Here is a 19,420-nt window from a genome sequence, read left to right on the forward strand (position 1 = left end):
GCGAGAACCGGAGCCCCCCATGAATCCCACGACGCTTCCCGCCGAGGGCGAACAGCTCGAACTGCGCTGCGTGCTGATGCGCGGCGGCACGAGCAAGGCCCTGTTCTTCCATGAGGCGGACGTGCCGCCGCCCGGCCCGGCGCGCGACCGGCTGCTCAAGCGCGCCATGGGCACACCCGACGTGCTGCAGATCGACGGCATGGGCGGCTCACGCCTGGTCACGTCCAAGATCGCGATCATCAAGCGTTCGCAGCGGTCCGACGCCGACGTCGACTACACCTTCGCGCAGGCCGACGTCGAGCGCGACCTGATCGGCTACGACGCCAACTGCGGCAACATCTCCTCGGCCGTGGCGCCCTTCGCCATCGACGAAGGCCTCGTGCAGGCGCTGGAGCCGCTGACCACCGTGCGCATCCACAACACCAATACCGGGACGGTGTTCGTGTCGAAGGTGCAGGTGCGCAACGGCAGGGCGCGCGTGCAGGGCGACTGCGCCATCGCCGGCGTGCCGGGGACGGGCGCCGAGATCCTGATGGACTACACCGACACGCTGGGCGCCAAGACCGGGCGGCTGCTGCCCACCGGCCGTGCGATCGACAGCCTCGCGCTGCAGGACGGCCGCCGCGTCGAGGTCTCCATCGTCGATGCGGCCACGCCCTGCGTGTTCATCGCCGCGAGCTCGCTGGGCCTCACGGGCAGCGAGCTGCCGCCCGACATCAGCGCCGACCGCGCACTGATCGAGGCCATCGGCGAGCTGCAGTCCAAAGCCGGCGAGCGCATCGGGCTGTACAAGCACTGGCAGGACGTGCATCTGCCTGGCCTGCCGCTTGCCGTGCTGGTGGCCCCCCCGGCCGACTACACCGACACCAACGGCCAGGCGGTGAGCGCCGGCGACTGCGACCTGCGGGCGCGGCTCGTCTTCCTGGGCAAGTGCCACGACAGCATGGCGGGCACCGGCTCGATGTGCACGGCCGCCGCATCGCGCGTGCCCGGCTCGCTGGTGAGCGCAGCGGTGGGCGAGCGCGCCGGCACCGACACGCTGCGCATCGGCCATCCGCTGGGCGTGATGACCGTCAAGGTCGTCGCCCGACCCGGCGCCACGCCGGCCGACACGCGCTTCGATGCGCTGGGCCTGCAACGCACGGCCCGCCGCCTGATGGCCGGCACGGTGTACGTGCCGCGCGACGCGCTCTGAAGCGCACTGAAATTCCGCTTACCGAGAACGACGGAGACGACACCCATGCCCATCCTCCCTTCGCGCCGCCATGCCATGGCCGCCCTCGCCGGCCTGGCATTCGCCGGCCCTGCACTCGCGCAAGGCCTGCCCGCCAAGCCACTGCGCATCGTCGTCGGCTACCCGGCCGGCCAGACCGTGGACATCGTGGCACGCAACTTCGCGGCGGCGCTCACCAAGGAGCTCGGCCAGCCGGTGATCGTCGACAACCGCCCCGGCGCCAACGGCAGCCTGGGCGCCCAGGAGGTGAAGCGAAGCGCGCCCGACGGCACCACCATCCTGCTCGGCACGCTGGGCCAGATGACCATCAATCCCACGCTCTACAAGAAGCTGCCCTACGACACGCTGAAGGACTTCGCGCCCATCGCTCAGGTCAGCACTGGTGCGTTGCTGCTGGTGGCGACGCCCTCCTTCGGACCCAACAACCTCAAGGAGCTGATCGCCTATGCAAAGCAGCGGCCGGGCAAGGTGGACTTCGCTTCGGGCGGCAACGGCATCACGGCGCACCTCGCGATGGTGGTGCTCGAGCGCCAGGCCGGCCTGCAGCTCAACCACATTCCGTACAAGGGCTCGCCGGCCGCCGTCAATGACGTGATGGCCGGGCAGGTGCCGATCATGTTCGACGCGGTGGCGTCCACGCTGCCGCAGGTCAAGGGCGGCAAGCTGAAGCCGCTTGCCATCTCCAGTCTCAAGCGCAACCCGCAGCTGCCGGACGTGCCGACCGCCGACGAGCAGGGGCTCAAGGGCTTCGACATCAGCTCCTGGGTGGGCTTCCTGGCGCCCGCCGGCACGCCGCCTGCCGCGGTGAATGCGCTGCACGCGGCCATCCAGCGCGCGTCGGCCAGTCCCGAAGTCCAGGAGACGATCCGCGCCACGGGCAGCGAACTGGCCATCACCGCGCCGGCCGACTTCGGCCGCTTCCTGGCGAGCGAAATCCGCAAGTGGGGCCAGGCCGTCAACGACGCCGGCGTGCAGGTGGATTGACGCTACGCGCCCCCTCCTCTTCCACCCTCGACCCGGAGACATTCCCATGCCCAGCATCGACATTGCCGGCGACGCCCGCCGCACCCTCGACATCATCAAGAACGGAGGCGTCGCCATCGTGCCCAACGATACGGGCTACGCCTGCTGCGGCGGCTCGATGGACCCGCTGCAGAAGATCTACGCGACCAAGCAGCGGGGCGGCCACAAGCGCAACGCCATGGCCGCCGACCTGGAGACCCAGCGCGAGCTGCAGACGCTCAGCCCCCGCGCCCAGGCGATGGTGGAGGCGCTGGTTGTCGACCATGACCTGCCGCTGGGCGTGATCGGCAGCTTCCGGCCCGACCACCCGCTGCTGCGGCAACTGGGCGACGAAGCGGTGCGCGCCAGTTCGGCCGTCGGCACCATCGGCGTCCTGCTCAACGCCGGCCCCTTCCACAAGGCACTGACCCGGTTGAGCCGCGAAGAGGTGGTGCCGCTCTTCGGCTCGTCGGCCAACCTCACGGGCACCGGCACGCGCTTTCGCGTGGAGGACATCCAGCCCGAGCTGCGCGCCATTGCCGACATCACCATCGACTACGGCCTGCGCCGCTATCACGTGTACCGCCGCGCAGGCACGCTGATCAACTTCGACACCCTGCAGGTCATTCGCATGGGCGCGTGCTACGAGCTGATCTCCGGCGTACTCAAGCGATGGTTCGACGTCGACCTGCCCGAAGATCCGGGCGTCGAGACGCTGCCCTCGGGGCACCTCAACGAGTTCGCACTGCAGGGCGTGCAATGAGCGGCCTCCGCACACCCTGCCCCGGCGCCGACCTGGCCCGTCGCGCCTGCCTGGGCCGCCTGGCCGGTGCCGCAGGTGCGTGGGCGCTCGGGCTGCCGGCGCGCGCCCAGGCCTGGCCGACCCGCCCGCTGCGCGTGGTGCTGGGCTACACGCCCGGCGGCTCCGCCGACACGACCGCGCGCGAACTCACCGTGCCGCTGACGGCCGCGCTCGGCCAGCCGCTGGTGGTGGACTACAAGGCCGGTGCCAGCGGCACCATCGCCGGCGCGGAGGTCGCGCGCGCCGCACCCGACGGCTACACGCTCGGCCTGCTCGACAACGCCCCGCTCACCATCGTGCCGGCGCTGCGCAATGCGGGCTACGACCCGCTCGCCGCCTTCACGCCGATCACCATGGTGTCGCATGTGCCCCAGGTGCTGGTGGCGTCGACGTCGGCCGGCGTCGGCACGCTGCGCGAGCTGATCGAGGCGATGCGCAAGGCGCCCGGGAAGTTCAGCTACGCCTCAGGCGGCGCGGGCAGCGTCGGCCATCTCACCACCGAACTGCTCAAGTCGCGCACCGGCACCTATGCGTTGCATGTGCCCTACCGCGGCGGCGCGCCCGCCATCAATGCCCTTCTCGCGGGCGAGGTGCAGTTCGCCTTCCTCACGCCGACGGCCACGCAGGGCTTCATCCAGGCCGGCAAGCTGAAGCCGCTTGGCGTGAGCTCGCGCTCCCGCGTGGCTTCCCTGCCCGGGGTACCCACCATCGCCGAGTCGGTCGCTCCCGGCTTCGAGGCGCCGGGCTGGTTCGCGCTCGTCGGTCCCGCGGGGCTGCCCGAGCCGGTCGTCTCGACCCTGCGCCGCTCGGTGGCTCAAGTGCTTGCCACGCCTGCGACCGTCAGCCGGCTCGAAGCGCTGGGCCAGACCCTGCCGCCCGCAGGCCAGGACGTGCGCGGCGTGATCACGGCGGAGCTCGCCACCTGGAGGCAGCTCGTCGCCGAACGCAAGCTCGTCATCGAAGGCTGAGAAGTGTGAAAGAAACTGCCATGTTGCAAGGCCTGATGCAGGACCGCCCCCTGCTGATCTCCAACCTGATCGAGTTCGTCGAGCGCCACAACGGCGATGCCGAGATCGTCTCGCGTCGCGTGGAGGGCGACATCCACCGCTACACCTGGGCGGCTTGCGCACGGCGTGCCCGCCAGGTGGCCAACGCGCTCGATGACGAGCAGCTGCAAGTCTCCGACCGCGTCGCGACGCTGGCCTGGAACGGCTACCGCCACCTGGAGCTGTACTACGGCGTCAGCGGCTCGGGCCGCGTGCTGCACACCATCAACCCGCGGCTGCACCCGGACCAGATCGCCTGGATCGTGAACCATGCCGAAGACCAGGTGCTGTGCTTCGACCTGAGCTTCCTGCCGGTGGTGCAGGCGGTGCATGCAAAGTGCACGACGGTCCGGAAGTGGGTCGCCCTGTGCGACATCGACCGGCTGCCGGCCGACAGCGGCGTTCCCGGCCTGGCGAGCTATGAAGCCTGGATCGGCGGACAGGCCAACACCTATGACTGGCCGGTGTTCGACGAGAACGCGGCGTCGAGCCTGTGCTACACGAGCGGGACCACCGGTAATCCCAAGGGCGCGCTCTACAGCCACCGCTCCACCGTGCTGCATGCCTACGGCTCTGTACTGCCGGACATGATGGCCCTGTCGGCGCGCGACTCGGTGCTGCCTGTGGTGCCGATGTTCCACGTCAATGCCTGGGGCATTCCGTACTCGGCGGCCCTGGTGGGCTGCAAGCTCGTCTTTCCGGGGCCGGCGCTCGACGGCAAGTCGGTCTACGAGCTCATCGAGGCCGAAAAGGTCAGCTTCGCAGCCGGCGTGCCCACCGTGTGGCAGATGCTGCTGGCGCACACGCAGGCCGGCGATCTCGGCTTCTCCACGCTGCGTCGCACGGTGATCGGCGGCGCGGCCTGCCCGCCGGCGATGCTGCGCGAATTCGAGCAGCAGCATGATGTGCGCGTGCTCCACGGCTGGGGCATGACCGAGATGAGCCCGCTGGGCACGGTGTGCTCGCTCAAGAAGGCCCACGACTGCTTGCCACGCGAGGCGCAGCTTCGTGTGCTTGAGAAGCAGGGCCGCGCGGTCTACGGCGTCGACATGAAGATCGTCGATGCACAGGGCCGGGCCCTGCCCTGGGACGGCCGCGCCGCCGGCGACCTGCTGGTGCGCGGTCCGTGGATCGTGCGGGCCTACTTCAAGGGCGAGGGCGGCAACCCGCTGGTAGACGGCTGGTTCCCCACCGGCGATGTGGCCACCCTCGACGCCGAGGGTTACCTGCAGATCACCGACCGCAGCAAGGACGTCATCAAATCGGGCGGCGAATGGATCAGCTCCATCGACATCGAGAACATCGCCATGGCGCACCCGGCTGTGGCGCTGGCGGCCTGCATCGGCATTCCTCACCCGAAGTGGGACGAACGCCCCATCGTCGTCGTCGCCCGCAAGCCCGGCGCCCGCCTCGAACGCGAGGAGCTGCTGGCCTTCTACGAAGGCAAGACGGCGCGCTGGCAGGTGCCCGACGACGTCGTCTTCGTGGACGCCATTCCGCTCGGCGCCACCGGCAAGATCCTCAAGACCCGGCTGCGCGAGGACCTGCGCGGCCATACCCTGCCCGGGACGGCCCGGGACGGCCCGGGCCTGATGGTGCACCCATGACCGACACCCGACCTGCTGGCGGCGCCACCCCGGCGCGTCCCACCGACCCGGCCGCGCCCACCGGCCTGCTGTGCGATTGGCTCGCCGGCTTCACGCTGGACGATGCACCCGAGTCGGCCCGCGAGCGCGCGCGCATGCTCACGCTCGACGGCATCGCCTGTGCAATCGTGGGCGCCCAGCTTCCGTGGTCGCGCACAGCGGTCGACATCGTGCGCCGTTTCGAAGGCGCCGGCACGCACACGATCGTCGGCTGGGGCGCAGGCACCAATGCGCCTGCGGCGGCGCTGCTCAACGGCACCTTCATCCAGGGCTTCGAGCTGGACGACTACCACCCGCTGGGACCGCTGCACAGCGCCTCCATCGTGCTGCCCGCATTGTGGGCCGCTGTGGAAAGCTCGACGGCGCCCGTCACAGGACGCCGATTCCTGGAGGCCGCGATGGTCGGCTACGAGGTCGGACCACGCGTCGGCATGGCACTGCACGGCGCGCAGATGCTGTCGCGCGGCTGGCATTCGGGATCGGTCTTCGGCACGCATGCAGCCGCCGCGGCCGTGGGCAAGCTGCTCGGCTTGGACGCCGCCCGCTTCGAGGACGCGCTGGGCCTGGCCGGGACCCAGTCTGCCGGGCTCATGGCCGCGCAGTACGAAGCAATGTGCAAGCGCATGCACCATGGCTTCTCCGCACGCAACGGCCTGTATGCGGCGGTGCTGGCCGAAGGCGGCTACACCGGCATCAAGCGGGTGTTCGAGCGGGAGTACGGCGGTTTCCTCTCCACTTTCGGCGAAGGGCATGACCCCGACGCCTCGCAGATCACCGATGGCCTGGGCACCCGCTGGGAGGTGGAGCGCATCGTCATCAAGCCCTATGCAGCGATGGGCGGCATCCACTCGCCGCTCGACGCACTGTTCGACATCGGCCGTCAACGTCCGCTGCGCGCCAGCGAGATTGCACGCATCGAATGCGACGTGTCGCATGCGGTCTACCACCACGGATGGTGGACGCCGCAGCGGCCCCTCACGCCGATCGGCGCACAGATGAACATCGGCTATGCACTCGCGGTGGCCGTGCTCGACGGCGCCGCCATGGTGGCCCAGTTCGCGCCGAACCGCATCGACGCCGATGACGTGTGGGCACTGCTGCCGCGCATCGAGGTGCGGCACGACCCGGCGTTCGACACCGGCGGCATGATGCGCCGCGGCCGCACGCGCGTCGCCGTGACCTTCCATGACGGAGAGCGGCTGGAGGTCGAGCGCAACGCCTCGCGCGCCATCGAGTCGCCGCAGACCAGCGCCGAGATTGCCAGCAAATACCGCACGCTGACCGACGCGCTCATCGATGCGCCGCGGCAGCAGGCGATCGAGTCGCTGGTGCGCGGGCTCGACGCGGTCGGCGACATGCGCGAACTCCTTGCGCGGCTGGCACCGCCGGCGCGCGCCGCGTTCGACTGAGTTTTTCGCGCCAGATCAGCCGCGAGGCCCGCAGCTCGGGCACCGCAGCCATGAACTCGAAAGAAGGAGACACGGATGACGCTACTTGTACGTATGGCTCTGGTTGCGCTCGCTCTGAGCATGGGCCCGGGCGCCGCGATGGCTCAGTCACCGGCATGGCCCACCAAGCCGATCCGCATCGTGACACCCTACGCCGCGGGCGGCCCCGGGGACGACAGCGCGCGCATGGTGGCCGACGGCCTGGCCAAGGCCCTGGGCCAACCGGTCATCGTCGACAACAAGCCCGGTGCAGGGGGCATCATCGGCGCCGACGTGGTGGCCAAGGCGCCGGCCGACGGCTACACCCTGCTGGCCGCCGCCAACGGCACGCTGATCAACAGCCTGATCCGCAGCAAGATGCCCTACGCCCCTGGCGACCTGGTTCCGGTGACGGGTGTCACAGCGTCACCGTCGCTGCTGGTGGTCGATCCCGCACTTGCAGCCAAGGACCTCAAGGCCTTGCAGGCCCTCGCCCGGGCCGAGCCTCGCGGCATCTTCTTCGCGACCACCGGCATCGGCAGCACCAGCCATTTCTCGGGCGAGCTGATCAAGGCGGCGCTGGGCGTTCCACTCACCTTCGTTCAATACAAGAGCGGCGGCGAGAGCAGCGCTGCGCTGCATTCGGGACAGGTGCAGATGCTTTCCGAAGTGCCCTCGGCCTCGCTCATCGCCCTGATCGGCGCGGGAAGAATGCGGGCGCTGGCCGTTGCCTCGGACCACCGACTGGCCGCATTGCCCGAGGTGCCAACGACCGTGGAAGCCGGTTTTCCCGACATCCGCATGACGCACTGGCTCGGCCTCATGGCGCCCCGGGGCACCCCGCCGGCGGTGATGGACCGCATCAATGCGGCGGTGCAGAAGTTCATTTCCACGCCAGAGCAGCGAAAGCTCATCGCACAGCGCAACAGCGAACCCATGTTGGGCGACCGCGCCACGTTCACGCGCTTCATCGACGACGAGCGTCGACGCCTGGGCGGCCTGGCCCAGCAACTGCGCATCGTGGCCGAGTGAGCGCATGACGCAGTGCCGGTGCCGGGGCCGTGTGCCGGCCTGCCGGCCCTGTGCACGGCCGAAGCCTTGGCGTCTCCAGCTCTCGTCCGCCGCCGGCTCGCGTGCTCAATCCAGAAGCGCCAGCGTGGCCGAATCGCGCGTCCCTTCGAAGAAGCGCTGGAGGCATTGGGCGAAGAGGGTCTCCTGCGTCGGAGCGATGGCGTCGAACAGTGTCATGCAGGAGTGGAACTTGAGGTCGTCCGGCGGCCCGAGGATGTCGAGGGCGGACGGGCCGTGCGCCGACAGCACCAGCGCACCGCACTCGCGCAGGCGGGCACCCAGCAGGGGATGGTCGAGATAGGCGACGGCCTCCGCGCGCGAGCCGATGGCGTAGCGCTGCGCCATCGCGCTGCGGCCCAGGCCCGCGATCTGCGGAAAGACGAACCACATCCAGTGCGAGCGCTTGCGGCCGGCGGCGAGCTCCGCACGCACCTGCGCATACACCGGGGCCTGCGCTTCGACGAAGCGTGCCAGGTCGAAGGCGTCCGGCGGCATGGGCTCAGGCCCGCGCCGCGAAGGCCGACGACGCGGGCGCCTCGGCCTTGGGCACCGGAGCGCCCGGCTTGGGCTTGTCGTTGCAGCCAGCGAGCAGGAAGGCCAGACCGGCCAGGAGGGCGAAGAGGGGCTTCATGCAACCCATCGTAGGCCGCCGGCCGCCGACGGCCAAGCCGGCCGGCCATGCCCCACCCGTCAGCGCGGGAAGCCCGCACGGCCGCGCCAAGGGGCGCTTTCAGTCCGGTTTAAGGCAGGCCACCGGCCGCGTCGCTAGGATCGGGCACGCATCCGCGCCGTCACGGCGCAGACGCCCGATCCCCGCTTCGACCCACCACGATGAGCACCGCCCCCACATCCCACCCCCGCCCCGGACTGGGCCAGACGCTTCGCCGCATCGCGTCGCTGACCACGCCCTACTTCAATTCCGACCAGAAGTGGAAGGCCCGAGGGCTGCTCGCGGCCATCGTGGCGCTCAACCTGGGTGCGGTCTACATGCTGGTGCAGATCAACGAGTGGTACCGCGTGTTCTACGACGCGCTGCAGAACAAGGACCAGGCCGTGTTCTGGCAGCAGATCGGCCGCTTCAGCTGGCTGGCGCTGATCTACATCGTGATCGCGGTCTACAAGTTCTACCTCACGCAGATCCTGCAGCTGCGCTGGCGCGTGTGGATGACCGACCACTACATGGCCCGCTGGCTGGCGCACAAGGCCTTCTACCGTCTGGAGCTGGCCCGCTACACCGGCAATGGCGGCCATCCGGACAACCCCGACCAGCGGATCCAGGAGGACCTGAACCTCTTCACCAGCTACACGGTGACGCTGTCGATGGGCATCCTCAATGCGCTGGTCACCCTGTTCAGCTTCGTGGGCATTCTCTGGACGCTCAGCGGCTCCATCACGGTGCCGCTGCCCGGCGGCGGCGGCTGGGAGATCGCGGGCTACATGGTGTGGGCAGCGGTGCTGTATTGCGCCGTGGGCAGCGCCATCGCGCACTGGATCGGCCGGCCACAGGTGCAGCTCAACTTCCAGCAGCAGATGCTGGAAGCCAATTTCCGCCATCACATGGTGCGGGTGCGCGAGTACAGCGAGGCCATCGCGCTGGACGGCGGCGAAGGCGTGGAGCGCCGGCAGCTGGACCTGCGCTTCACCGACGTGATGGCCAACTACCTGCGGCTGGTGCGCAACCAGAAGAACCTGACCTGGTTCAGCAGCTTCTTCGGTCAGGCGGCCATCATCTTCCCGCTGATCGTGGCGGCGCCGCGCTACTTCAGCGGCGCCATCCAGCTCGGCCAGCTCATGCAAATCAACTCGGCCTTCGGACGGGTGCAGGACTCGCTGTCCTGGCTGGTGGACAACTACATGTCGCTGGCCGCGTGGAAGGCCACCACCGACCGTCTGGCCGGCTTCGAGGACAGCCTCACGGCCCAATCGCGCGAGAACGATGCGCTGTCGCGCGACACCGCGGCCGGCGACATCGAGGCCCATGGGCTGACCGTGGGCCTGCCCGGCGGCCAGGCGCTGCTGCGCGGCACCGACCTGCGCGTGGCGCCCGGCGACACGGTGCTGGTGCACGGCCCGTCGGGCAGCGGCAAGTCCAGCCTGCTGCGCACGCTGGCGGGCATCTGGCCGCATGCGCAGGGAGCGGTCGCCATGCCCCGGAACACCATGGTGATACCGCAGCAGCCCTACTTTCCCGATGGCCGGCTGCGCGATGCGCTGGCCTATCCGGCGCCGGCCACCGACTATGGCGACGAGGCCCTGCGCCAGGCCCTGGTCGATGCCCTGCTGCCGCAGCTGGCCGACCAGCTGGACCGCGAGGACGCCTGGAGCCAGAAGCTCTCGGGCGGCGAGCGCCAGCGCCTGGCCATCGCCCGCGTGCTGCTGAAGAAGCCGGCGTGGGTGCTGGCCGACGAGGCCACCAGCGCGCTGGACGAGGACGCCGAAGCCACCATCTACCGGCGCCTCACGTCCATGGTGAAGCAGGCCCACGGCGCCATCGTCTCCATCGCACACCGCTCCACGCTCAAGGAGCACCACACGCGCCGCTGGACGCTGCGCCCGCGGCGCGATGGCGAGGCCGCCTATGCGGTGGAGGATGCGCCGCTGCCCGCCTCGCCCTCGACGTAGCGTGCCCAGCCCTGTGCCCGCAGCTCGCAGGCGGGGCAGCGGCCGCAGCCCCAGCCCCAGTCGTGGCGCTGGCTGCGGTCGCCCTCGTAGCAGGTGTGGGTGTCCTCGACGATCAGGTCCACCAGGCCCTGGCCGCCGAGCGATTCGGCCAGCTGCCAGGTCTGGGCCTTGTCGATCCACATCAGCGGCGTCTCGATCAGCAGGCGCTGGTCCAGTCCCAGCGACAGCGCCAGCTGCATGGCCTTCATGGTGTCGTCGCGGCAGTCGGGGTAGCCGGAATAGTCGGTCTCGCACACGCCGGTGACGATCACCTGCAGCCCGCGGCGGTACGCCAGTGCGCCCGCCAGCGTCAGGAACATCAGGTTGCGCCCGGGCACGAAGGTGTTGGGCAGGCCGTTGGCCTGCATGGCGAAGGCGATGTCCTCGGTCAGCGAGGAGCCGCCGATCTGGCCGAGCACGTCGAGCTTGAGCAGGTGGTCCTCGCCCAGGCGCCGCGACCAGCCGGGGAAGCGCCGCCGCAACCGGGTCAGGACATGCGTGCGCGCCTCCAGCTCGATGCGGTGGCGCTGGCCGTAGTCGAAGCCCAGCGTCTCGACGCGCTCGTAGCGGTTCAGCGCATGGGCCAGGCAGGTCGTGGAATCCTGCCCGCCGGAAAAGAGGACGAGGGCGGTGTTGTGCATGGCAAGGTCAAGCAAGGGCGGGACCAGCGGCTGTGCAGCCGCACCCCCGCCAGGTCAGAGAAAGCGCTCCAGCAGCCTGCGCGAGGCACGGTCCAGCACCGCCGGGCGGGAGATGCGGAAGTGCACGCCGTGTGCGCTGGTGATGAGCAGGCCGCCGTCTTCGAGCCGGCGGATGTCCTCTTCGGCGCGCAGCACGAAGCGGGTGTCCCCGCGGTCGGTGCGCACGGTCCAGGTGCTGGGCACCGCGAAAGTGGAGACGTCCACAAGCTGCTGCAGTTCGGGCGCGAAGTCGCGCGGCGCCAGCGCCTCGTCGAGCAGGGCACGTGTGGCGGCGGGCAGTGCGTCGGTGCGCGCGATCCAGCAGCGCTCGCGGCCGTCGGCGCCCACCAGCGAGACGCCCTCCCCCGGCGCGCTCAAGGGAAAGGCCCGCACCGGCACGACCGGCTCGGCACGGCCCGTGGGGCCGGTCCACAGCAGGGCGCCCAGGGCATCGCGGCTCAGGGACAAGGAGGCATCGGTCATGGCATCGGCAGTCATCAGGCGTCTCCCGCGGGGTGGGCGGCGTGGGCTTCCAGCGCGACGGCCACGGAAGTCAGTTCCGCCACATGAGCCTCGGCCTTGACCTCGTCCTCGGCCTGGCGCTGCTGCGCCTGGTAGAGCCGCCAGTAGGCGCCCTGGCGGGCCAGGAGCTCGTCATGCGGGCCGACCTCGACGATCTCGCCGCGGTCCATCACCACCAGCCGGTCGGCTTTGCGCAGCGTGGACAGCCGGTGGGCGATGGCGATGGTCGTGCGGCCCTTGACCAGGTTGTCCAGCGCCTTCTGGATCTCCTTCTCGGTCTCGGTGTCCACGGCCGAAGTGGCCTCGTCCAGGATCAGGATGCGCGGGTCGATCAGGAGCGCGCGGGCGATGCTGATGCGCTGACGCTCGCCGCCCGACAGGCCCTGGCCGCGCTCGCCCACCAGCGAGTCGTAGCCCTGCGGCAGCCGCAGGATGAAGTCGTGCGCATGGGCGGCACGCGCCGCGGCCACGATCTCCTCACGGCTGGCGTCGGGCCGCCCATAGGCGATGTTCTGCGCGATGGTGCCGAAGAAGAGGAAGGGCTCCTGCAGCACCAGGCCCACATGCCGCCGGTAGTCGGCCACAGCGAAGCGGCGCACGTCCTGGCCGTCGACCAGGATGGCGCCCTCGCTGACGTCATGGAAGCGGCAGATCAGGTTGACCAGCGTGCTCTTGCCCGAGCCGCTGTGGCCGGCCAGGCCGATCATCTCGCCCGGGCGGATCTGCAGGTTGAGGTCGCGGATGACCGAGCGCGCGCCGTAGCGGAAGCCAACGCCGCGCAGCTCGATGGCGCCCTGCACCTGCGGCAGGCGCACCGGCTGCACGGGGTCGGGCACCGTGCTCACATGGTCGAGGATGTCGAAGATGCGCTTGGCGCCGGCCGCGGCCTTCTGCGTGACCGAGACGATGCGGCTCATCGAATCGAGCCGCGTGTAGAAGCGGCCGATGTAGGCGATGAAGGCCGTGAGCACGCCCACCGTGATGTGGTCGCGCGCCACCTGCCAGACGCCGAAGGCCCACACCACCAGCAGGCCGATCTCGGTCATCAGCGTGACGGTGGGCGTGAACAGGCTCCAGGTACGGTTGAGCCGGTCGTTGGCCTGCAGGTTGTGCTGGTTGGCGGCGCGGAAGCGCTCGGCCTCGCGCCGCTCCTGCGCAAAGGCCTTGACCACACGGATGCCCGGGATGGTGTCCGCCAGCACGTTGGTGACCTCGCTCCAGACGCGGTCGATCTTCTCGAAGCCGGTGCGCAGCTTGTCGCGCACCACGTGGATCATCCAGGCAATGATGGGCAGCGGCACCAGCGTGACCACGGCCAGCAGCGGGTTGATCGACACCAGGATCACCGCCGTCATGCCGATCATGATCAGGTCGGTCAGGAAGTCGAGCGCATGCAGCGACAGGAAGACGTTGATGCGGTCGGTCTCGGAGCCGATGCGCGCCATCAGGTCGCCGGTGCGCTTGCCGCCGAAGTAGTCCAGCGGCAAGGTCAGCAGGTGCTCGTAGGTGGTGGTGCGCAGGTCGGCGCCGATGCGTTCGCTGACCAGCGCCAGCAGGTAGGTGCGGGCCCAGCCCAGGCCCCAGCCCACCAGAGCCGCACCCAGCAGCCCGCTCAGGTACAGCGCCACTTCGCCGGGGGCGATGGGCTTGCCGTTCTGGTAGGGGATCAGGATGTCGTCCATCAGCGGGATGGTCAGGTAGGGCGGCACCAGCGTCGCGCCGGTGGCCAGCAGCGTCAGGGCAAACCCCCAGAACAGCTGGAGCCGGTAGGGATGGGCGAAGCGCCACAACCGCAGCAGTACCCAGGTGGAGGGCGCCGAGTTCAGCTCGGTGTCGACCGCCTCCTCGGCATCGGCCGCCTCGGGCTGCAGGCCGCCGCTGCGCAGCTGTTCGAACAGCCGTACGAGCCGCACCGCCGCCGCTTGGCCCACCAGCGTGAAATGCCACCGCGCCATCAACCCGTGCGACCCGATCAGGTCGAGCGCGGCGACCCCCGCATGGTCCGACAGCCGAAGCCGCAGGCCCGGCGCCGCGACGTCCCAGACCCGAGCCCGGCCATCCGGCGACACCTCGCGCAGCTGGGTCTGGGTCAGGTGCAACTGGGTTTCCTGAGCGAAGCGCAGCCCCTGGTCCAGGTCAACCGAAAGGCTGGCCAGAACGTTGTCCGACACCGGTACGCGGCTTTCTCCCACAGCAGGGGCGTGTGCCGCCGAGGCCGATTCGCCCCCCGGGGCACCGACTGAATCGTGATTTGTCATTCGTTGTGTTGGATGGTCGGGGACCTGTGGCAGGTCCCACCCGCGCGCCGGTCGGGCGCCGATTCTCTCCATTGACCCGGGCGCGCCGCACGGCGCCCCTGCCCGCTTCCATCGAACGCCTATCAACGCATCCATGCCCCGTTTCGACGACATCCGCCTGCTGCGCATCCGCTACCTGCGCGGTCCCAACGTCTGGACCTACCGCCCCGTGCTGGAGACGTGGCTGGACCTCGGCCCGCTGGAGGACTTCCCCTCCAACAAGATCGAGGGTTTTCCCGGGCGACTGACGGCCCTGCTGCCAGCGCTCATCGAGCACCACTGCGGCGTCGGCGAACGCGGCGGCTTCCTGCAGCGGCTGACCGAAGGCACCTGGGCCGGGCATGTGCTGGAGCATGTGGTGATCGAGCTGCTCAACCTGGCCGGCATGCCCACCGGCTTCGGTCAAACCCGCAGCACGTCGAAGCACGGTGTCTACCGCATGGTGTTCCGCGCCCGCGAGGAGCAGGTCGCCCGCATGGCCCTGCTCGAAGGCCACCGGCTGCTGATGGCGGCCATCAATGGCGATGCCTACGACGCGGCCGACGTGCAGAAGGCCGTGGCCGCCGTCAAGGCCAAGGTCGACGAGTGCTACCTGGGGCCCAGCACCGCGGCCATCGTCGCCGCCGCCACCGACCGCGGCATCCCCTCGCTGCGGCTGAACAACGGCAACCTGGTGCAGCTGGGCCATGGTGCCCGCCAGCAGCGCATCTGGACCGCCGAGACCGACCACACCAGCGCCATCGGCGAATCCATCGCCAGCGACAAGCAGCTGACCAAGTCGCTGCTGGCCAGCTGCGGCGTGCCGGTGCCCGACGGCCTGGAAGTCAACTCCGCCCAAGAGGCCTGGGAGGCCGCGGAGGACATCGGCCTGCCCGTGGCCGTGAAGCCCGTGGACGCCAATCATGGCCGCGGCGTGTCGCTGGATCTGCACACCCGCGAGGAAGTGCTCGCCGCCTTCGCCGTGGCCGAGCCCGAGGGCAGCGGTGTGATGGTGGAGCGCTTCATCCGCGGCCAGGAGCACCGGCTGCTGGTGGTGGGTGGCGAGGTCGTCGCCGCCGCACGGGGCGAGATCATCACCGTGACAGGCGACGGCCGCTCCACCGTTGCCGAGCTGATCGAGAGCCAGCTCAACAGCGACCCGCGCCGCGGCGCGGAAGAGGAGTTCCCGCTCGACCTCATCGTGCTGGCCACCGACGCCAAGCTGCAGCTGGAGCTGCAGCGGCAGGCCCTGACCGGCGAGTCGGTGCCCGAATCCGGCCACGAGGTGATCATCCAGCGCAACGGCAACCTGGGCGTGGATTGCACCGACCAGGTCCATCCCGAGGTCGCCTACGCCGCCACCCTGGCCGCCCGCGCCGTGGGCCTGGACATCGCCGGCATCGACCTGGTCTGTCTGGACGTGGGCCGACCCCTGCAGTCGCAGGGCGGCGCCATCGTCGAGGTCAACGCCGGCCCCGGGCTGCTGATGCACCTGAAGCCCGCCGTGGGCTCGCCGCGTCCGGTGGGTCGCGCCATCTGCGATCACCTGTTCCCGGAATCCGACGACGAACGGCCCGGCCGCATCCCCGTGGTGGGCGTGGCCGGCTCGCGCGAGAACGCCGTGCTGGCCCGCCTGGTGGCCTGGCTGGTGGGCCTGTCGGGCCGCCATGTGGGCCTGGCCTGCCGCGACGGCCTGTTCCTGGATCGCCGCCGCGTCGACACCCGCGACAGCGCCCATTGGGCCGCCGGCCGCCGGCTGCTGGTCAACCGCCAGGTCGAGGCGGTGGTGATCGAGAACGGCGCCGCGACCATCCTGGCCGACGGCCTTCCCTACGACCGCTGCGAGATCGGCATCGTGACCGATCTGGAGGGCGCCGAACAGCTGGCCCACGAGGACATCACCGAGAGCGACCAGATGGTGAAGGTGCTGCGCACCCAGGTCGACGTGGTGCTGGACCATGGCACCGCCGTGCTCAATGCCGCCGATGCGCGTGTGGCCGGCATGGCGCCACTGTGCGACGGTGAGGTGATCCTGTACGCCGCCGACCCGCAGGCCACGCCGCTGGCCGCCCACATGGCGGCAGGCGGCAAGGTGGTCACGGTGCGGCAGGACCGCATCGTGCTGGCCCATGGCACCAGCGAATCCTTCCTGCCCGGCCTCGGCCGATTGACTGTTTGGAGCGCCCACCATGCCGGCGTCGGCCTCGAGAGCGTGCTGGCCGCCGTGGGCGCCGCCTGGGCCATGGCCATTCCACTGAACCTGATCGGTGCCGGCATTGAGGCCTTCGAGGCCGACCTGCAACTGGCCACCGCCTCACTGCAACTGGACCAGAGCCAAACCGCCGGCTCGCTGCAACTCGCCTGAGACCCGACCGCCCCATGGACATCATCCGCACCCGTGCCCTGCGCGGCCCCAACCTGTGGAGCCGCCATACCTGCATCGAGCTGGTCGTCTCCTGCAGCGCGATCGAACAGGCGGTCGAACAGATCCCCGGCTTCGAGCCCCGGCTGCGCGCCCTCTTCCCCACCATCGGCGAACTGCATCCCGTGGTGCTCGGCCATCCACTGACCGCCGCCCATGTGCTGGAGAACGCCGCCGTGGCGCTGCAGGCCCAGGCCGGCTGCGAGGTGATCTTCGGCCGCACCACGAGGGCCCGCGAGGAAGGCATCTTTCTGGTGGCCGTGCAGTACACCGAGGAGGCCGTCGGCCGCCGCGCGGTCGAGATGGCCACGCAGCTGCTCAACGCCGCCCTCGATCCGCAGGGCAGCGGCAGCTTCGACTCCGCCGCCGCCATCGCCGAGCTGCGCGAGCTGGACGAGGACGAGCGCCTGGGCCCCAGCACCGGTTCCATCGTCGATGCGGCAGTGGCGCGCGGCATTCCGTACCGGCGCCTGACCACTGGCAGCCTGGTGCAGTTCGGCTGGGGCGTGCGCCAGCGCCGCATCCAGGCCGCCGAGGTCGACGCCACCTCGGGCATCGCCGAATCGATCGCGCAGGACAAGGAGCTCACCAAGCAGCTGCTGCATTCGGCCGGCGTGCCGGTGCCGCTGGGCCGGCCGGTCAGCAGCGCGGATGACGGCTGGGCCGCGGCGCTGGAGATCGGACTGCCCGTGGTCGCCAAGCCGCAGGACGGCAACCAGGGCAAGGGCGTGACGGTCAACATCGCCACCCGCGAGCAGTTCGACGCCGCCTACGCATCTGCCGCGCACTACGGCGAGGTGATGGTCGAGAAGTTCCTGCCCGGCTTCGACTACCGCCTCCTGGTGGTGGGCGACCGGCTGATCGCCGCCGCCCGGCGCGATCCGCCGCAGGTGATCGGCGATGGCCACAGTACCGTGCGCCAGCTGGTCGACGTGGTCAACCAGGACCCGCGCCGCGGCGAAGGCCATGCCACCTCGCTCACCAAGATCCGGCTGGACGACATCGCCCTGGGCCGGCTGGAGGCGCAGGGCCTCACGCCTGAGAGCGTGCCGGCCCTGGGCCAGCGCGTGGTGCTGCGCAACAACGCCAACCTGTCCACCGGCGGCACGGCCACCGACGTGACCGACACCGTGCATCCCGAGATAGCCGCCCGCGCGGTCGACGCGGCGCAGATGGTCGGCCTGCACATCTGCGGCGTGGACATGGTGTGCGAGAACGTGATCCGCCCGCTCGAAGAGCAGCACGGCGGCATCGTCGAGGTCAATGCCGCGCCCGGCCTGCGCATGCACATCAGCCCCTCCTTCGGCCGCGGCCGGCCGGTGGGCGAGGCCATCGTGGACCAGCTCTACGCCGACGGCGACGATGGCCGCGTGCCGGTCATCGCCGTCACCGGCACCAACGGCAAGACCACCACCACGCGCCTGATCAACCACCTGCTGGCCGCCAGCGGCATGGTCACGGGCATGACCAACACCGATGGCGTCTACGTCAATGGCCGCCAGACCGACAGCGGCGACTGCAGCGGCCCCAAGAGCGCCCGCAACGTGCTGCTGCACCCCGAAGTGGAAGCGGCGGTGTTCGAGGTGGCGCGCGGCGGCATCCTGCGTGAAGGTCTGGGCTTCGACCGCTGCAGCGTCGCCGTCGTGACCAATGTGGGCAGCGGCGACCACCTCGGCATGAACTACATCCACACGGTGGACGACCTGGCCGCCGTCAAGCGGGTGATCGTGCGCAACGTGGCGCCGAACGGCTGGGGCGTGCTCAATGCGGCCGATCCGCACGTGGCCGCCATGGCGGGGGCCTGCCCCGGCCAGGTCATCTACTTCGCGGCCGACCGCCAGCTGCCGGTGATGGCCACGCATCGGGCGCAGGGCAAGCGCACCGTCTACGTGGACCGCGACACGCTGATCGCGGCCGAAGGCGCCTGGCGCGAGCGCGTGGCGCTGCGCGACGTGCCCATCACCCGGGGCGGCACGCTGCCTTTCCAGGTCGAGAACGTCATGGCCGCCGTGGCCGCCGCCTGGGCCGTGGGCCTGGACTGGGACACCATCCGCCGCGGCCTGGCCAGCTTCAAGAACGACGCTGCCGGCGTGCCCGGCCGCTTCAACGTGATGGACTACAAGGGCGCCACCGTGATCGCTGACTACGGCCACAACACCGACGCCATGAAGGCGCTGGTGGCGGCCATCGAGACGCTGCCGGCCAACCGTCGCTCGGTGGTCATCAGCGGCGCCGGCGACCGCCGCGACGAGGACATCCGCGATCAGACGGCCATCCTCGGTGAGGCCTTCGACGACGTGATCCTCTACCAGGACGCCGCCCAGCGCGGCCGCGCCGACGGCGAAGTTATCGCCCTGCTGCGCCAGGGCCTCAAGGGTGCACGCCGCACTGCGCACGTCGAGGAGATCCGCGGCGAATTCCTCGCCATCGACGCCGCCCTCGCACGACTGGCCCCTGGCGATCTGTCGCTGATCCTGGTGGACCAGGTCGAGGAAGCCCTCGCGCATCTGGCGCAACGCATCGACGAGGCGGACTGAGCGACGGTCCCGGGCCGTTCCGTGCGACCCGTCCGACATGCGCGGGCGCCGTCGGCGCGAGGCACCGCGCAGCCGCGTCCCACAGGCCCGCGCT

General features: G+C 70.2%; 15 protein-coding genes. 10 read left to right on the forward strand and 5 right to left on the reverse strand.

The window, feature by feature from the left end; translation table 11 throughout:
- The first annotated feature begins 19 nt into the window (after positions 1-19).
- The 7 genes from BXA03_RS16490 (at position 20) to BXA03_RS16520 (ending at position 8,189) form a co-directional block, all read left to right on the forward strand.
- The gene (locus BXA03_RS16490; RefSeq protein WP_076509758.1) at positions 20-1,195 is read left to right on the forward strand and encodes a 2-methylaconitate cis-trans isomerase PrpF family protein; all 1,176 of its coding nucleotides are present in this window, start codon (positions 20-22) and stop codon (positions 1,193-1,195) included.
- A gap of 45 nt (positions 1,196-1,240) precedes the next feature.
- Positions 1,241-2,218 carry a Bug family tripartite tricarboxylate transporter substrate binding protein gene (locus tag BXA03_RS16495; protein WP_076509760.1) on the forward strand — a complete coding sequence of 326 codons (978 nt, stop codon included), beginning with the start codon at positions 1,241-1,243 and terminating at the stop codon, positions 2,216-2,218.
- Between the two features lie 46 nt (positions 2,219-2,264).
- On the forward strand, positions 2,265-2,999 hold the full coding sequence (locus tag BXA03_RS16500; RefSeq protein WP_076509762.1) for a Sua5/YciO/YrdC/YwlC family protein: 735 nt from the start codon (positions 2,265-2,267) through the stop codon (positions 2,997-2,999).
- Positions 2,996-4,006, forward strand: coding sequence for a Bug family tripartite tricarboxylate transporter substrate binding protein (locus tag BXA03_RS16505; protein ID WP_159444727.1), 1,011 nt, complete (start codon positions 2,996-2,998; stop codon positions 4,004-4,006). Before BXA03_RS16500 ends, BXA03_RS16505 begins: the two co-directional genes overlap by 4 nt.
- A 23-nt stretch (positions 4,007-4,029) precedes the next feature.
- On the forward strand, positions 4,030-5,691 hold the full coding sequence (locus BXA03_RS16510; protein ID WP_076509885.1) for a 3-(methylthio)propionyl-CoA ligase: 1,662 nt from the start codon (positions 4,030-4,032) through the stop codon (positions 5,689-5,691).
- The gene (locus BXA03_RS16515) at positions 5,688-7,139 is read left to right on the forward strand and encodes an MmgE/PrpD family protein (protein ID WP_076509764.1); all 1,452 of its coding nucleotides are present in this window, start codon (positions 5,688-5,690) and stop codon (positions 7,137-7,139) included. Before BXA03_RS16510 ends, BXA03_RS16515 begins: the two co-directional genes overlap by 4 nt.
- A gap of 75 nt (positions 7,140-7,214) precedes the next feature.
- Positions 7,215-8,189, forward strand: a complete 975-nt coding sequence (locus tag BXA03_RS16520; protein WP_076509766.1) for a Bug family tripartite tricarboxylate transporter substrate binding protein — start codon at positions 7,215-7,217, stop codon at positions 8,187-8,189.
- Positions 8,190-8,294: 105 nt separating this feature from the next.
- Here BXA03_RS16520 and BXA03_RS16525 read toward each other — a convergent pair whose 3' ends face one another.
- Together BXA03_RS16525 and BXA03_RS27430 are read right to left on the reverse strand one after the other, a co-directional pair.
- Positions 8,295-8,723 (reverse strand): DUF1810 domain-containing protein, encoded by a 429-nt coding sequence (locus BXA03_RS16525; protein ID WP_076509768.1) that lies wholly within the window; start codon positions 8,721-8,723, stop codon positions 8,295-8,297.
- A gap of 4 nt (positions 8,724-8,727) precedes the next feature.
- Positions 8,728-8,859, reverse strand: coding sequence for a hypothetical protein (locus BXA03_RS27430; protein WP_255377189.1), 132 nt, complete (start codon positions 8,857-8,859; stop codon positions 8,728-8,730).
- Between the two features lie 200 nt (positions 8,860-9,059).
- On the opposite strand from BXA03_RS27430, the gene BXA03_RS16530 reads away from it, so the two are divergent.
- Complete coding sequence (locus tag BXA03_RS16530; RefSeq protein WP_076509770.1) at positions 9,060-10,850, forward strand: ABC transporter ATP-binding protein/permease; 1,791 nt, start codon at positions 9,060-9,062, stop codon at positions 10,848-10,850.
- Here the strand turns inward: BXA03_RS16530 and queC are convergent.
- Genes queC through BXA03_RS16545 form a run of 3 tightly spaced genes read right to left on the reverse strand, consistent with a single transcriptional unit; the run spans position 10,805 to position 14,349 of the window.
- On the reverse strand, positions 10,805-11,530 hold the full coding sequence (gene queC / locus BXA03_RS16535) for a 7-cyano-7-deazaguanine synthase QueC (RefSeq protein ID WP_076509772.1): 726 nt from the start codon (positions 11,528-11,530) through the stop codon (positions 10,805-10,807). The genes BXA03_RS16530 and queC overlap by 46 nt on opposite strands.
- Positions 11,531-11,584: 54 nt before the next feature.
- Positions 11,585-12,067: a cyanophycin metabolism-associated DUF1854 family protein gene (locus BXA03_RS16540; RefSeq protein ID WP_234983710.1), complete on the reverse strand. Its 483-nt coding sequence runs from the start codon at positions 12,065-12,067 to the stop codon at positions 11,585-11,587.
- A complete protein-coding gene (locus BXA03_RS16545; protein WP_076509774.1) occupies positions 12,067-14,349 on the reverse strand; it encodes a cyanophycin metabolism-associated ABC transporter in 2,283 nt (760 codons plus the stop codon). Before BXA03_RS16545 ends, BXA03_RS16540 begins: the two co-directional genes overlap by 1 nt.
- Before the next feature lie 133 nt (positions 14,350-14,482).
- On the opposite strand from BXA03_RS16545, the gene cphA (BXA03_RS16550) reads away from it, so the two are divergent.
- Entirely contained in the window at positions 14,483-16,732 is a 2,250-nt protein-coding gene (gene cphA / locus BXA03_RS16550) for a cyanophycin synthetase (RefSeq protein ID WP_076509776.1), read from the forward strand.
- Positions 16,733-16,746: 14 nt separating this feature from the next.
- Positions 16,747-19,326, forward strand: coding sequence for a cyanophycin synthetase (gene cphA, locus BXA03_RS16555; RefSeq protein WP_076509778.1), 2,580 nt, complete (start codon positions 16,747-16,749; stop codon positions 19,324-19,326).
- The last annotated feature ends 94 nt before the right edge of the window (positions 19,327-19,420 follow it).

Origin of the sequence: Pseudacidovorax sp. RU35E (assembly GCF_900156165.1) — a bacterium.
Classification (GTDB): Bacteria; Pseudomonadota; Gammaproteobacteria; order Burkholderiales; family Burkholderiaceae_C; genus Xenophilus.